This is a genomic window from Colwellia sp. BRX10-1, from assembly GCF_014077545.1.
Lineage (GTDB): Bacteria > Pseudomonadota > Gammaproteobacteria > Enterobacterales > Alteromonadaceae > Colwellia_A.
In genome coordinates this window covers 67367-81422 of sequence record NZ_JACGWC010000006.1, presented here as the reverse complement: position 1 = coordinate 81422, position 14056 = coordinate 67367, and the positions used below count along the sequence as shown (strand labels likewise).

Sequence of the window (14056 nt, the reverse complement as noted above, 5' to 3'; positions counted from 1 at the left end):
TGAAATAAATTTAAAACAGTTTCAGCATAACCGCTAATATACCAACAAAAATTATGGTGTCTTTAGTAATTACTTGATCACTTTTAAGCTAGGCTTACCTTTCGCTGAACCCGTTTCAGACTTGGTTTTTACAGTGCTGCTCTTATCTGAAGAGACACTAGATAAACCTACTGGCTTTACTGGACTTATTTCTTTATCAAGTTCTGGTTCAGGGTGTTCAATCGCAAGCGATGTCCCTGCACCATTCTCTTTTGCATAAATAGCACTTATAGCACCGTAAGGCACGACCAGCTGTTCAAGCTTACCACCAAAACGTGCGCTAACTTCAATGGCATGATCAGCAAGAGAAATAGAGCCAACAGCTGACATTGAAACGTTGAGCACAATTTGCCCATCAGTCACATAAGCTGTTGGAACTAACACACCATAGACACTCGTATCTACAGCAATATATGGTGTAAGGTCGTTATCAGAAATCCACTGATAAAAAGCTCTCACTATATAAGGCTTGTTAGAGGTCATCTCTGGAGATATCAAGGTTAAAACATACCTAAACGTATTTCACGTTCTTCTTCAGTTAACGATGCTTGAAATGACTCACGTTCAAATAACTTCAGCATGTAACCTTTAAATTCTTTAGAGCCTTCACCATCAAGTTCAATACCTAAAGCAGGTAAACGCCATAATAGTGGTGCTAAGTAACAGTCAACTAAACTAAATTCTTCACTCATAAAGTAAGGCGCTTCATTTAAAATTGGCGCTACACTTAACAAACTTTCTTTAAGTTCTTGACGAGCTTTGCTTGCAGCGTCTGCTGGGCCACTCATAATTATTTTTGCTAGACTGTACCAATCTTGTTCTACGCGATGCATCATCAAACGGCTACGACCACGTGATACCGGATAAACTGGCATTAATGGTGGATGAGGAAAACGCTCATCTAAGTATTCAATAATAATTGATGCTTCGTATAGTGCTAATTCACGATCAATTAACGTCGGTACTGTGCCATAGGGATTTAAGTCGAGTAAATCTTCTGGTAAGTTAGCCAAATCAACTAAGTGAATATCAACGCCAACACCTTTTTCAGCGAGTACGATGCGTGTTTGATGACTATACATATCATCAGCATGAGAATATAAATTCATCACTGAACGCTTGTTTGCTGCTACGGCCATAATGCCTCCAAAAATCTGTAATAAAAAACTAACAAAGGGGGCCAAAGCCCCCCATAAATAAAACGCTGTACATTAACAATAATTGTTAGTGTACATCCTTCCAATATTCAACTTTAAGTAAGTAAGCAAAAATAAGGAAAATAAATAAGAAACCTATTACCCAATATCCCATAGCTTCACGCTTAAGCTTGCTTGGCTCACCGGTGTACTCTAAGAAATTGGCTAAATCACGAGCAAAGGCATCGTACTCTTCAACGGTCATAGAACCACCCGTTGCTTCACTGAGTTTACCATTTTCGTCCATCGTACGAACACCTTGTAAACCCTGTAAAACATGCGGCATACCCGCATTTTTTAATACCGTGTTATTAACGCCAAAGGGACGCTCAGGATCAACGTAGAAAGAACGCAAATAGGTATAAATATAATCAGGCCCTGGTTTTAAACGCGCCATTAGCGTTAAATCAGGTGGTGTATTACCAAACCATTTAGCCGCATCTTTTGCTGGCATAGTATTAGTAATATGATCACCGACTTTTTCACCCGTATACATATAATTAGCAATACCATCGGCTTCACTAATACCTAAATCCTCAAAAGTACGGTTGTATCTTTGGTACTGTAACTGGTGACAACCTAAACAATAATTAATGTAAGATTGAAAACCACGTTTAAGTGACTCTTTGTCACTTAAATCATTACCGGCTTTGTCTAAATGAACACCACTGCTAGCAGCAAGTGTAAGCATAGGCACAAGCGCAAAAATTCCAAAAGTAAAAGCTCTAATAAATTTATTCATTATCCTGAAACCCTCTCTGGAACTGGCTTAGTTTTTTCGTTCTTACTGTATACCCATAAGGCAAGAAAGAAACCAAAATAACCAAACGTAGCGATAGTACCAATTAAGTTATAGACCGGTGTTGATGGCAATGTACCTAAAATACCCAAAGCAATAAAACAAATAACAAATTGCGCTAAGTTAACCGTATGAGCAGTACAACGGAATTTAATAGATTTCACTGTACCACGGTCAAACCAAGGTAATAAGAATAAGACAATGATCGCAGAAAACATACCAACTGCCCCTAATAACTTATCAGGGATAACACGTAAGATGGTATAGAAAGGACCAAAATACCAAACCGGTGCAATATGCTCTGGTGTTTTCAAACCATTTGCAGGTTCAAAATTCGGCGCTTCCATAAAGTAGCCACCGCCTTCAGGGTTGAAAAACATTACCCAAGAGAAAATGATTAAGAAGATAACGATCGCCACTAAATCTTTAACCGTGTAATAAGGGTGGAACGGGATCGCATCGACGATATCGTATTTTTTAGTATATTGCTCATGGAAAGTAAATTTACTGTGCTCTTCTAATGGCACACTACCTTTAGGTTTTTTAATATCTGTGCCTTCAGGGTTGTTCGAACCCACTTCATGAAGTGCAAGAATATGTAAGAAAACTAATACAACTAAAACCAGTGGCATTGCAATAACGTGTAAAGCAAAGAAACGGTTTAAGGTAGCACCTGATATAACGTAGTCACCACGTATCCAGAGTGTTAAGTCATCACCTATAATTGGAATAGCACCAAACAGAGAAATAATAACCTGCGCGCCCCAATAAGACATATTACCCCAAGGTAATAAGTAACCCATGAAAGCTTCAGCCATAAGCACTAAAAAGATCAACATACCGAAGATCCAAAGTAACTCACGAGGCTTTTGGTATGAACCGTACATCATGCCACGGAACATATGCATATAAACAACAACAAAGAACGCTGACGCGCCTGTAGAATGCATATAGCGAAGTAACCAGCCGTAATCAACATCACGCATGATGTATTCTACAGAAGCGAATGCACCTTCACCTGATGGCTCATAACTCATTGTTAACCAAACACCCGTTAACAATTGATTGACGAGTACGACACTCGCTAAAACACCAAAGACATACCAAAAATTAAAGTTTTTAGGTGCAGGGTATTGACCAGCATGCTTGTTTACCGCGTCGGTTAACGGTAAACGTTTGTCAATCCACGCCATTAAATTAGCTAACATTATGCTTCTCCTGCGCTAACACCAATTAATAAGGTGTCTGCTGTTGGGAATGAATGCTCAGGAACCACCAAGTTTGTTGGTGCAGGAACGCTTTGAAAAACACGACCAGCCATATCGAATTTAGAACCGTGACAAGGACAAAAGAAACCGTCTTTTACACCTTCAACAAACTCTTCAAAATCGCCTTGGTGGTGAGTAGGAGCACAACCTAAGTGAGTACACACGCCTAAAGCAACCATAAACTCAGGCTTTATTGAACGATATGCATTGGCTGCATAAGTAGGTTGTTGAGGCTCTTCTGAACCTGGGTCTTTCAATTGATCGTCATGCGCCGCTAAAGTTGATAATATTTCTTCAGTTCTACGGACCACATACACAGGTTTTCCTCGCCATTCAGCGCGGATTAATTGACCTGGTTCTATTTTACTAACATTGACTTCAACCGGAGCACCTGCAGCTTTCGCTCTAGCACTAGGGTTCCAAGAACCAATGAAAGGCACAGCCAAACCGACAACACCAACACCACCTACTACCGAAGTAGCAGCAGTTAAAAAGCGTCGACGGCCGTTATTCACGGGCGCATTGCTCATTCAAAATCTCCAAATAACATTGTTTCAAACAAATTCGAATTATTATTCTCACAGCTACAGTGAGTTGCGAGAGGAAATACTTTCCAATTGTTTGCCCAAACTTGCGACAAAAAATTTTTCTGATAATAAAGAAATAAGCACTTTTTTACAAGTAAAAATAAGCGAAACATCAGTTATATATCTTAATTTCACTGACTTTGTCACTTTAAACACACAGCTAAATACGAAAGATTATTATTCAAAAAAAGCGCAGAAAAGAATAGTTTCTCTTTCGCTATCCGATAAATTATTTTAATGCTTATATAGTTGAGTGTAATTGCTAACCATCGAAAAAGTGCTCAGTAAACAGCTCAATAATACGACTATTTTCCCGCATATTATTTTTATTACTGATACTTTAAAGTTTACCATTTTATTGGAACTCGCACTGTATTATTTATTATCGCCTAAGGTCGCTTTTATAATAAACAGCCCACGAAGTTACCTTACTGCGGATGCTCATTTTTCTAAATGACAGATATAAAAAAACCGACATAAAGTCGGTTTTTTGAAAACGTATAAGGTAAATATTAACGTTTTGAAAATTGTGGCTTTTTACGAGCCTTGTGTAAACCAACTTTCTTACGTTCAACTTTACGAGCATCACGAGTTACGAAACCAGCTACACGTAGAGAACCACGTAAAGTTTCATCGAACTCCATTAATGCACGAGTAATACCGTGACGAATTGCGCCAGCTTGACCAGAAATACCACCACCAACAACAGTGATGTTAAAGTCAAACTTTTCTAACATTTCAACTAATTCTAATGGTTGACGAACAACCATACGAGCCGTTTCACGACCAAAGTATACAGAAATGTCACGCTTGTTAATTGTAATTGCACCGTTACCAGCTTTCATGAACACACGAGCAGTTGAGCTCTTGCGACGACCAGTACCGTAATATTGATTATCAGCCATTGCTTAAAGCTCCAAAAGTTGTGGTTGTTGTGCAGTATGCTTATGTTCAGTGCCCGCGTAAACTTTAAGCTTACGGAACATTTCACGACCTAAAGGACCTTTAGGTAACATACCTTTAACTGCGAATTCTAAAACACGCTCTGGAGCTTTTTCAATTAGTTTTTCAAAACTAATTTGCTTAAGACCGCCTGGGAATTCTGTATGCGAGTAGTAAATTTTACCTTTCGCTTTATTACCAGTTACTTTCACTTTCTCAGCGTTAATAACAACGATGTAATCGCCAGTATCTACGTGAGGAGTATATTCTGCTTTATGCTTGCCGCGTAAACGGGTTGCAATTTCAGTAGCGATACGTCCTAAAGTCTTATCTTCGGCGTCCACTAAGAACCATTCGCGTTGTACGCTTTCTGGTTTTGCTACAAAAGTTTTCATTAAAAAACCCAATATTTATTATGTTACTTTAAATGATGAATGCTAAGAATTAGCATCACCGGTTAAAAAGACCACGCTCTACCCCTTCGAGTATCGAGTCCATCGCCACTACTTTTCACAAAAGTCAAAAACAGTAGGCATTTGTAACGCAGGGAGCGCGGATTATACAGAAGTTATCTACTAAGATCACCTATAAATCACAATCAATTGCACTTTTTTTAAACTTTTATCACGAATACAATCGCTAGCTAGTAACTAACCACATTTTGAATCGCCGCAATTTAAGCAAGTAGCGCAATTGTCTAATGAGATTACCGACTTTTGATAACATTTTACACATTGGCTTGCTGTGGTTGGAAAAGCTAATAGCTCACTTCCCTCTTTAGCTTTTATTGTTTGGCGCTTTTCCTCAATGTAGGCTTGTTGGTGGTTATCTCTTTCACTTTTTGGCAACATATCTAATGCCTTTAAATGTGTTTCAATAACATGGCCAATATCAGCGACCACCGATGGCATAAATATACCTGTGCCTCTTTGGTAATAGCCACCTTTGGGGTCAAATACTGCTTTTAGCTCTTCGACTAAAAAGGTGCAGTCACCTCCCTTGCGAAATACCGCTGAAATAACCCGTGTTAGCGCCACTACCCAAGAATAAAACTCCATATTTTTTGAATTGACAAAAATTTCGAAAGGACGGCGAGTTTCTTGGTCACTTTCTTGATTGAGCAAAATATCATTAATAGTAATATAAAGAGCATGGTCTGATACTGGCGGTTTTATTTTATAAGTAGAACCAATTAACATTTCAGGACGTTTTGTACTTTCGGTGAGTTTATCCGCGATGCCTTTTATTTTTTCTTTAACAGGCAGCTGATCAGCAACTAACACCTTAACCGCAGTGATCGCTTGATTAATTTCTCTCATTATTAGTTTCCTCGTTATTTTTTGCCAGGGCTTTTAGAGCTTACCGTAGTAACCTTCTTTTAAAGCGTCATGAAGATTTGCAGCCGTATGCGTTTCGCCGTCGTAAACCACCTCTTCATTACCTTTCGCTAAAATCTCAGTGCCATCGGCTAAGGTAAACTGATACGTTACATTAGCGAGTTCTTCGTCTTTTACTAATACGCCTTGATGGACTTCTGGGTTAAAACGAAAAGTCGTACAGCCTTTCAAGCCCTGGTCGTATGCATACAAATAGATATCTTTGAAGTTTTCATAATCGATATCAGTTGGAACATTAATTGTTTTTGAAATAGACGAGTCTATCCAGTATTGTGCCGCAGACTGAATATCAACATGTTCTTTAGGAGCGATGGCATCGGCAGATACAAAATAGTTAGGCAGCTTTTTATTGTCATCTTCGCTATATGCCAAAGCATCTTTATTGATAAAATGACGATATGCCAGCAGTTCATAACTTGAAACAGCGACGGATTCTTTTGATTTCTTACCTTGACGAATAATATTGCGGTGATATTCATGTGCAAAGCTCGGTTCAATACCATTAGATACATTATTACCTAGACTGAGCGCTAAAGTGCCTGTGGGTGCTATTGAAGAATGATGTGTAAAACGGGCGCCAACCTCAGCTAACGCTTCGACAAGTTCAGGATTTTCTTCAGCGATACGCTGCATATAACGACTGTATTTTGCGTGCAGAACTGAACCTTTTATTTTATCCGCCACTTTTATGCCGTCTTTTATCATTTCGGGGCGTTTTACTAGCATTTGCTGAGTTACCACGAACGTTTGTGCAAGTATCGGCGCAGGACCTTTTTCTTTTGCTAAATTTAACGCTTCTTGCCACCCCGTTATCGCTAAAAATTTTGATACTTTGTCAGTAAAAGCCAGGGCTTCAGGACTATTATAAGGTATTTTTAATAATGTCAGAGCTGAGCCTAATCCTAAGTACCCCATACCATGACGGCGCTTACTTTGAATTTCTTGCTGTTGTTCAGGCAGTGGTAAGCCATTAATTTCTACTACGTTGTCGAGCATGCGGGTAAAAACTTTAATAACTTCGCGGTATTTATCCCAATTAAATTTCGCACTAGAAGTGAAAGGTTGCTCAACAAATTTAACTAAATTTACTGAACCCAGCAGACAAGCACCGTTGGGCGGTAATATTTGTTCGCCGCAGGGATTACTTGCACGTAGTTTTTCACAAAACCAGTTGTTATTCATTTCGTTAGCATGGTCAATGAGTAAAAAACCTGGTTCAGCATAGTCAAATGTATTGCTCATTATCATATCCCACAGCCTAACAGCTGGTATCGTGCTATAAATTTTACAGGCGATTTTACCTTCATGATTCAATACATAATTATGTTTTTTAATATAAGCGTTATCAAAATAATTCTCTTTGAAGAGTATTTTATCCCGATCGGTGATAGCGATATCATCGGCAAGTAACTCTTGGTGAGAAATAGGAAAATTGAGTAACCAGTCTTGTTGATTTTTTACAGCAGCAATAAATTCATCACTGATCAGTAGTGATAAATTAAATTGCCGTAACCGACCATCCTCGCGCTTCGCTAAAATAAAACGTTTAACATCAGGGTGAGAGATATCAAAAACCCCCATTTGCGCACCACGCCGCCCGCCGGCAGAACTAATGGTAAAACACATTTTATCGAAGATATCCATGAACGACAGTGGACCTGAAGTTGTGGCACCGGCGCCAGCAACAAAGGCACCACTAGGTCTTAAAGTTGAGAATTCATAACCAATACCACACCCCGCCTTTAACGTTAGGCCTGCTTGGTGCACCGCAGTTAATATACCCGTCATTGAATCGTCGATAGTGCCTGAAACCGTGCAGTTTATTGTTGATGTGGCGGGCTTAAATTTTTTGGCACCTGCATTTGATATTATTCGTCCCGCAGGATAGGCGCCACATTCCATCGCCCAAACAAATTTCTCGTACCACTTTTTCTTATCTTTATTTTCTATATCCGCGAGCGCTAAGGCAACTCGATGAAATGTTTCTGAAATAGTATTCTCTTGCGGGTGGCCATGTTTGTCTTTTAAGCGGTATTTTTTATCCCAAATATCAACTGAAGCGGCTTGTAATTTAATACTTGTCGCTAAGCCTGGTGAAAAAGCGTTTGTCATCAGCATTCCTTTATCATTTTATTTTTGGTGTATATTACCTATAAAAATAAATGACAAAAGCCAAAGCACTACATATTGCGATCAAGATCAATAAACAACACAACATATAGCTAGTTAGCGTAATAACGCTAAAGTTGGCATAAAAAAATGCCGATCGTTAAATCGGCATTTTTATAATTATCTTTAAGTAAGTTTTACTATCTCACTAAGGTAAGTGCTTACTTGCTAAATAATCATGTGACTGCATTTCTTGTAAACGACTTAAACAACGTTTGAACTCAAATTCCAAACCGCCGTGGCTGTATAAATTTTCCATTTCGACTTCAGCAGAAATAATTAATTTTACATTACGTTCATAAAATTCATCAACCAAGGCAATAAATCGACGGGCCGCATCTTCACGATCGACACTCATTTGTTTAACATTTGCTAATAATACCGTGTGATACAAACGACTTATCTCCATATAGTCAGTTTGACTACGTGCGGATTCACACAACACCGAAAAGTCAAAGTGCACAATACCGTCTGACTCTTCAATCGCCGATAATGAGCGATTATTTATTTTAACGTCAACATCTTTCTTACCTGGTTTGACCGACAATTGAATAAAATATTGCGCCAGGTTTTCACTTGCCTCTGCATCAAGTGGAGCATGGTAAATCTCGGCTTGCTCTAGGGTTCGCAAACGGTAATCAATACCGCTATCGACATTTACCACATCACAATGTTTATTGATGAGTTTAATAGCTGGTAAAAAACGTTCGCGTTGCAAACCATTTCGGTACAGACCGTCAGGTATAATATTTGACGTTGCCACTAAAGTAACATTATGTGCAAATAATTCTTCAAACAAAGCGCCAAGGATCATTGCATCGGTAATGTCGGAAACAAAAAATTCATCAAAACAAATAATACAGGTTTCATCAGCAAAACGTTTGGCAATTATTTTCAATGGGTCAGCTTGCCCGGTTAATGTTTTTAATTCTTGATGAACACGGTGCATAAAGCGATGAAAGTGAACACGCATTTTATTTTCAAAAGGCAAACAATCATAAAATGTATCAACTAAATAAGTTTTCCCTCGACCAACGCCACCCCAAAAATAAAGTCCTTGTATGGTTTTGGTTTCAGATGAGGCAACAATGCGCTTCCAGCGATTAAGCACCTTCTTAAATCCTTCAACGGGTAAGGGTTTATTTTGAAGATCTTCATAGAGACGCTGTAAGTTTTTTACCGCATTTTCCTGCGCATCGTCATGTAAAAAATCATCACGAGTTAAATCTTCATTATACTTATCTAGAGGTGAAAGCTTGATCATTTATTGGCCACTTATATTTTGTTTCACAAAGTCTTTACAGGACTAATGAAATATTTTCTTGAAATTAACAAATTCGCAATCATATTCATTAGGTAAGCGCGAACAGAAGCGCTATTATACAAAATAAGTTCCTATATTTTTACTAATTTTATTGAATATAACGAGGGTTTGACACTATGGATATAGTTTTAGCAATTTTTCTTTTATTAGTTGGTGCGGCAATAGGTTTTGTTGCTAGTCGTTTTTTATCTGCATCAGTCCAAGACAACCAGAAACTTAGTGAACGCGTTAGTAATAGTGAAGCCGCTTTAGCGCAATATAAACTCGATGTTGCAGAACATTTAGATGATTCAACAATACTTTTGGACAAAATGAATAGCACTTGCCAAACAGCCATGTTGCAAATGGAAAAAAGTACGCAGTTATTAAAACAAGCAACACCTTCAGACGTTGATGGCATGCCTTTTTTCTCAAAAGAAACACAAGAACAACTTGCACAAACCGTATCATTACGTCACAGCCGAGCCGAACGTAAGAGTGAAGAAACAAGCACAGAACCACCACTTGACTACTCAGGTCAAGCGAGTGGACTTTTTGCCGACAAGAAACAAAGTGTTACAAATGTAGGCTAATGTTCTTTGGAACTAACGCACACAGCATAGGTCTTTAGTTAAGTATAAAATTACATTAATCATTTATGTTTATAAGAAGGTTGTCTCTTTTATGAAAAAACTGTCTGTTTTAGCAACAAGTATTCTTCTTTCCGGCTCTATTGCCGTGGCAAGTTTGCCCGTCCAAGCCAATTTACCTTTTTCCGTTAGTGGTCAACAGTTGCCAAGTTTAGCGCCGATGCTAGAGAAGGTTACTCCGGGTGTCGTGCTAATTTCGGTTACCGGTACCCACGAAGATAAATCTAAAGTACCAGATGCTTTAAAGTTTTTCTTTGGTAATCCTCAACAAAACCAAGCAAGAAAACGTGAATTTCGAGGTTTAGGCTCAGGGGTCATTATTGATGCTGCACAAGGCTACATAGTTACTAATAATCATGTCATCAATGAAGCTGATGAAATTCAAATAACGTTAAAAGACGGTCGTCAAATCACCGCCAAGAGAATTGGCTCCGATGCCAGTAGTGATATCGCTTTACTACAAATAGACGCTGAAGATTTAATTGAAGTAAAATTAGCTGACTCAGATGATATACGAGTTGGAGACTTTGCTGTTGCCATTGGTAGCCCTTTTGGTTTAGGTCAAACCGTCACTTCAGGTATTATAAGTGCTTTAGGACGTAGCGGATTAAACGCGCAGAATTACGAAGACTTTATTCAAACTGATGCTGCTATTAACAGCGGTAATTCAGGTGGCGCACTCATTAACTTACACGGTAAACTTGTTGGCATTAATACGGCGATATTAGGCCCTAATGGTGGCAATGTGGGTATTGGCTTTGCCATACCCAGTAATATGGTCGATAACATTGTTAGACAATTGATTGAGTTTGGCGAAGTTCGCCGCGGTGTACTTGGCGTGTTAGGCCGAAGTGTCAATGGTGAAATCGCCAAGGCACTAGAACTCGAGTCGAGCCAAGGTGGCTTTATCGAGCAAGTCGTTGCTGATTCTGCTGCTGCCGATGCCGGTATTGAGTCCGGTGATGTTATTACCAAAGTGAACGGAAAAGTGGTGAAAACGTTTGCCGCCATTCGAGGAAAGATTGGCTCGATTGGCGCAGGCAAGTCTGTTGAATTAACGGTCATCAAAAAAGACGGCTCAGAAAAGACTTATGACGTTACGCTTAAAAAACAAGAAACAGCAAAAGTAGAGGCCGCAAGCATTCACAGAATGTTAGATGGCGCTGAACTTGAAAATAGTACGAATGATCAAGGTATTGATATTAAGTCAGTCGAAGAAGAAAGTCCCGCCGCCGCTATTGGTTTACAAAGAGGTGACGTGATCAGCGGAATAAACCGCACGCGTATAAAGTCTATAGGTGAATTACGCAGTTACTTAAATGATAACAAAGGGGTTTTTGCGCTCAATATTGTCAGGGGTAATAGCACATTATTTTTAATGATCCGCTAACACCGCAAGGGTGATAATGGACTTATCTAAAGGCTCTTTATGAGCCTTTTTTATTTTTCAAACTATAAGATTAAAGCAGACCTATGCTATGCTAGCGATATTAAACACTCATCATAAAAATTAATTTTGAACATAATAAACCTAATAAAATACATTGTTCGTCCAGCCAGTTATGGCGTGATGTTAGCTGTCACTTTACTTCTATTAGTGCCAGAGTTACGCAACAACACTTTGCAAGTACTACAAAACAATCAACCACAACAACAACCATTATCTTATGCAAAAGCAGTAAGTACCGCCAGTCCTGCTGTTGTTAACATCTATTCAGAAGATATAAGCACTAGCCCTGTCTATGGTGCAAAAGCGAGAAGATCTACCCGCTTAGGTTCAGGGGTTATTATGGATTCTAACGGATATATATTAACTAATTTTCACGTCGTACAAAATGCTGATTTAATTAATGTTGATCTGCAAAATGGCCAACGTTTTCCTGCAGAACTTATTGGTTATGATACTTATACTGATTTAGCCGTCCTTAAAGTAGACACAGCGAACCTACCGGTTATTCCACAAAGAGCTGATTTACAATCACTTGCTGGTGATGTGGTTTTAGCGATAGGTAATCCACTAAATTTAGGACAAACAGTGACTCAAGGCGTGATAAGTGCCACAGGTCGTAGCGGTTTAAGTGTCATTAATTATTTAGAATTATTACAGATGGACGCGGCCATTAATGATGGTAATTCCGGCGGCGCGCTTATCAATACTAATGGCGAGCTGGTAGGTATTAATTCAAGAAAGTTCATTGATACAGAAAGGAATATTCAGGGAATATTTTTCGCCGTTCCTTATTCACTCGCCCATAAAGTGATGAGAAAAATAATTGCTAATGGTCGGGTCATACGTGGCTACTTAGGCGTAAGTATCAACTCGCTACCAAACAACTTTAAAGGTTTTACTATTGCTGGCGTTGAAAAGAACAGCCCTGCCTTTAGAGCTGGCTTACAACCGGGTGATATCGTTTACCAGATTAATAATGTCGCCATTAGTTCATTTATACAAGCACAAGATATTGTGGCTGAAACTCAACCTGGCACCGTATTACCTTTTAAATTAATACGAAAGAAACAGTTAATAGAAGTATCTGTCACTATTTCTGAAAAGGCAAAAGATTAGCCAGTGATTAAATGATAATGCCAAATGTTTTTTATCTCTTGCGCCAAAAGTTAACAAAAATTTGGCGCTGTTGATAAATAATTTGCCTAGCTCGTTCAGCTCAGCTCAGCAAGACAGTGATTAAATTATAACGCCATGGGTGTTTTATCACTTGGCTAAAAATTAACTAACATCCGGCGCTGTTGATAAACAATTTGCCTAGTTCGTTCAGCTCAGCAAGACAGTATTGATTACGGCCATTGTTTTTCGCCTGATAGAGTAAACTGTCCGCTTTTTTCATAACATTAGCGACAACAACAGACTGAGACGACTTAACCACCACAGCACCAACACTGACTGTTAATTGTGGCGACACACTAGAATATTGATGTTTGATTTTTTTATCTTTGATCGCTTGAGCAATATTACTGAGCATAATTTCAGCGCCCGCTTTATCACAATCAGGTAAGATGAGCACAAATTCTTCACCACCATAGCGTGCGATAAAGTCTCGTGGTCTTACACAGATTTCACGAAGCGCCTGTCCAACTTGCCTTAAAGCAACATCGCCAGCGCCATGACCGTAGCCATCATTATATTGTTTAAAGTAATCTATATCGAGAATTGCCACGAGTAAATTGGTATGCTCATATTTATTTGCTGCAACTTCATCTTTTAAAACAAGATCCATCTTACGCCGGTTATTAACCCCTGTTAAGGCGTCAATATGAGCAATTTCATCTAACATTTTACGTTGACGAATTAATTCTAAATGCATCATCACGCGAGCAATAACAATGTTGGGTTTAAAGGGCTTATAAATATAATCACAGCCGCCTAAATTAAAACCACGCTCTTCATCATCATCATTAGCTAAACCTGTGATAAAAATGACCGATATATTGATTGTCTTAGGATCATTTTTCAAAGAATCGATGACCTCAAAACCAGAAATATCAGGCATAATCACATCTAATAAGATAAGATCAGGAAGATGTTTTCTAGCAAGTTCTCTGGCTTGTTTACCATTTTTCGCAAAAATAATTTTTGCTTGTTCCTGCAACAACTCTTTTAGCATTTTACGGTTTGCTTTATCGTCATCAACAATTAAAATGATTTGCTCTAAAGTTTTCATTTTCCGCTATCAACTTTTTCTTTTAA

Annotated in this window: 14 protein-coding genes; 3 read left to right on the top strand and 11 right to left on the bottom strand. The window is 38.7% G+C overall.

Annotated features, from left to right (window positions below):
- Nucleotides 1-69: 69 nt before the first annotated feature.
- The 10 genes from H4J75_RS07450 to zapE form a co-directional block, all read right to left on the bottom strand.
- A complete protein-coding gene (locus H4J75_RS07450; RefSeq protein WP_404842492.1) occupies nucleotides 70-537 on the bottom strand; it encodes a ClpXP protease specificity-enhancing factor in 468 nt (155 codons plus the stop codon).
- Nucleotides 538-539: 2 nt separating this feature from the next.
- Nucleotides 540-1178, bottom strand: coding sequence for a stringent starvation protein SspA (gene sspA, locus H4J75_RS07445; RefSeq protein WP_070375788.1), 639 nt, complete (start codon nucleotides 1176-1178; stop codon nucleotides 540-542).
- A gap of 85 nt (nucleotides 1179-1263) precedes the next feature.
- On the bottom strand, nucleotides 1264-1977 hold the full coding sequence (locus H4J75_RS07440; RefSeq protein WP_182213685.1) for a cytochrome c1: 714 nt from the start codon (nucleotides 1975-1977) through the stop codon (nucleotides 1264-1266).
- A complete protein-coding gene (locus H4J75_RS07435; protein ID WP_146799547.1) occupies nucleotides 1977-3242 on the bottom strand; it encodes a cytochrome bc complex cytochrome b subunit in 1266 nt (421 codons plus the stop codon). The genes H4J75_RS07440 and H4J75_RS07435 overlap by 1 nt, the downstream gene beginning before the upstream one ends.
- Nucleotides 3242-3832, bottom strand: a complete 591-nt coding sequence (gene petA, locus H4J75_RS07430; protein WP_070375785.1) for a ubiquinol-cytochrome c reductase iron-sulfur subunit — start codon at nucleotides 3830-3832, stop codon at nucleotides 3242-3244. Before petA ends, H4J75_RS07435 begins: the two co-directional genes overlap by 1 nt.
- Nucleotides 3833-4401: 569 nt before the next feature.
- Nucleotides 4402-4794, bottom strand: a complete 393-nt coding sequence (gene rpsI / locus H4J75_RS07425) for a 30S ribosomal protein S9 (protein ID WP_182169313.1) — start codon at nucleotides 4792-4794, stop codon at nucleotides 4402-4404.
- A gap of 3 nt (nucleotides 4795-4797) precedes the next feature.
- Nucleotides 4798-5226, bottom strand: a complete 429-nt coding sequence (rplM, locus tag H4J75_RS07420; protein WP_070375783.1) for a 50S ribosomal protein L13 — start codon at nucleotides 5224-5226, stop codon at nucleotides 4798-4800.
- 255 nt (nucleotides 5227-5481) lie between these two features.
- Nucleotides 5482-6150, bottom strand: coding sequence for an NrdJb (locus tag H4J75_RS07415; RefSeq protein WP_182213687.1), 669 nt, complete (start codon nucleotides 6148-6150; stop codon nucleotides 5482-5484).
- 33 nt (nucleotides 6151-6183) lie between these two features.
- Nucleotides 6184-8340 carry an adenosylcobalamin-dependent ribonucleoside-diphosphate reductase gene (locus tag H4J75_RS07410; RefSeq protein ID WP_259366349.1) on the bottom strand — a complete coding sequence of 719 codons (2157 nt, stop codon included), beginning with the start codon at nucleotides 8338-8340 and terminating at the stop codon, nucleotides 6184-6186.
- A gap of 205 nt (nucleotides 8341-8545) precedes the next feature.
- On the bottom strand, nucleotides 8546-9661 hold the full coding sequence (gene zapE / locus H4J75_RS07405; protein ID WP_182213690.1) for a cell division protein ZapE: 1116 nt from the start codon (nucleotides 9659-9661) through the stop codon (nucleotides 8546-8548).
- A gap of 176 nt (nucleotides 9662-9837) precedes the next feature.
- On the opposite strand from zapE, the gene H4J75_RS07400 reads away from it, so the two are divergent.
- The 3 genes from H4J75_RS07400 to H4J75_RS07390 all read left to right on the top strand — a co-directional run bounded on the left by H4J75_RS07400 (nucleotide 9838) and on the right by H4J75_RS07390 (nucleotide 12916).
- Complete coding sequence (locus tag H4J75_RS07400; RefSeq protein WP_182213692.1) at nucleotides 9838-10293, top strand: YhcB family protein; 456 nt, start codon at nucleotides 9838-9840, stop codon at nucleotides 10291-10293.
- Between the two features lie 91 nt (nucleotides 10294-10384).
- The gene (locus H4J75_RS07395) at nucleotides 10385-11740 is read left to right on the top strand and encodes a Do family serine endopeptidase (RefSeq protein ID WP_182221764.1); all 1356 of its coding nucleotides are present in this window, start codon (nucleotides 10385-10387) and stop codon (nucleotides 11738-11740) included.
- A 126-nt stretch (nucleotides 11741-11866) separates the two neighbouring features.
- Nucleotides 11867-12916, top strand: a complete 1050-nt coding sequence (locus H4J75_RS07390; RefSeq protein ID WP_220465261.1) for a trypsin-like peptidase domain-containing protein — start codon at nucleotides 11867-11869, stop codon at nucleotides 12914-12916.
- A 166-nt stretch (nucleotides 12917-13082) separates the two neighbouring features.
- On the opposite strand, the gene H4J75_RS07385 is transcribed toward H4J75_RS07390, so the two are convergent.
- Entirely contained in the window at nucleotides 13083-14030 is a 948-nt protein-coding gene (locus H4J75_RS07385; RefSeq protein WP_182221763.1) for a diguanylate cyclase domain-containing protein, read from the bottom strand.
- Between the last annotated feature and the right edge of the window lie 26 nt (nucleotides 14031-14056).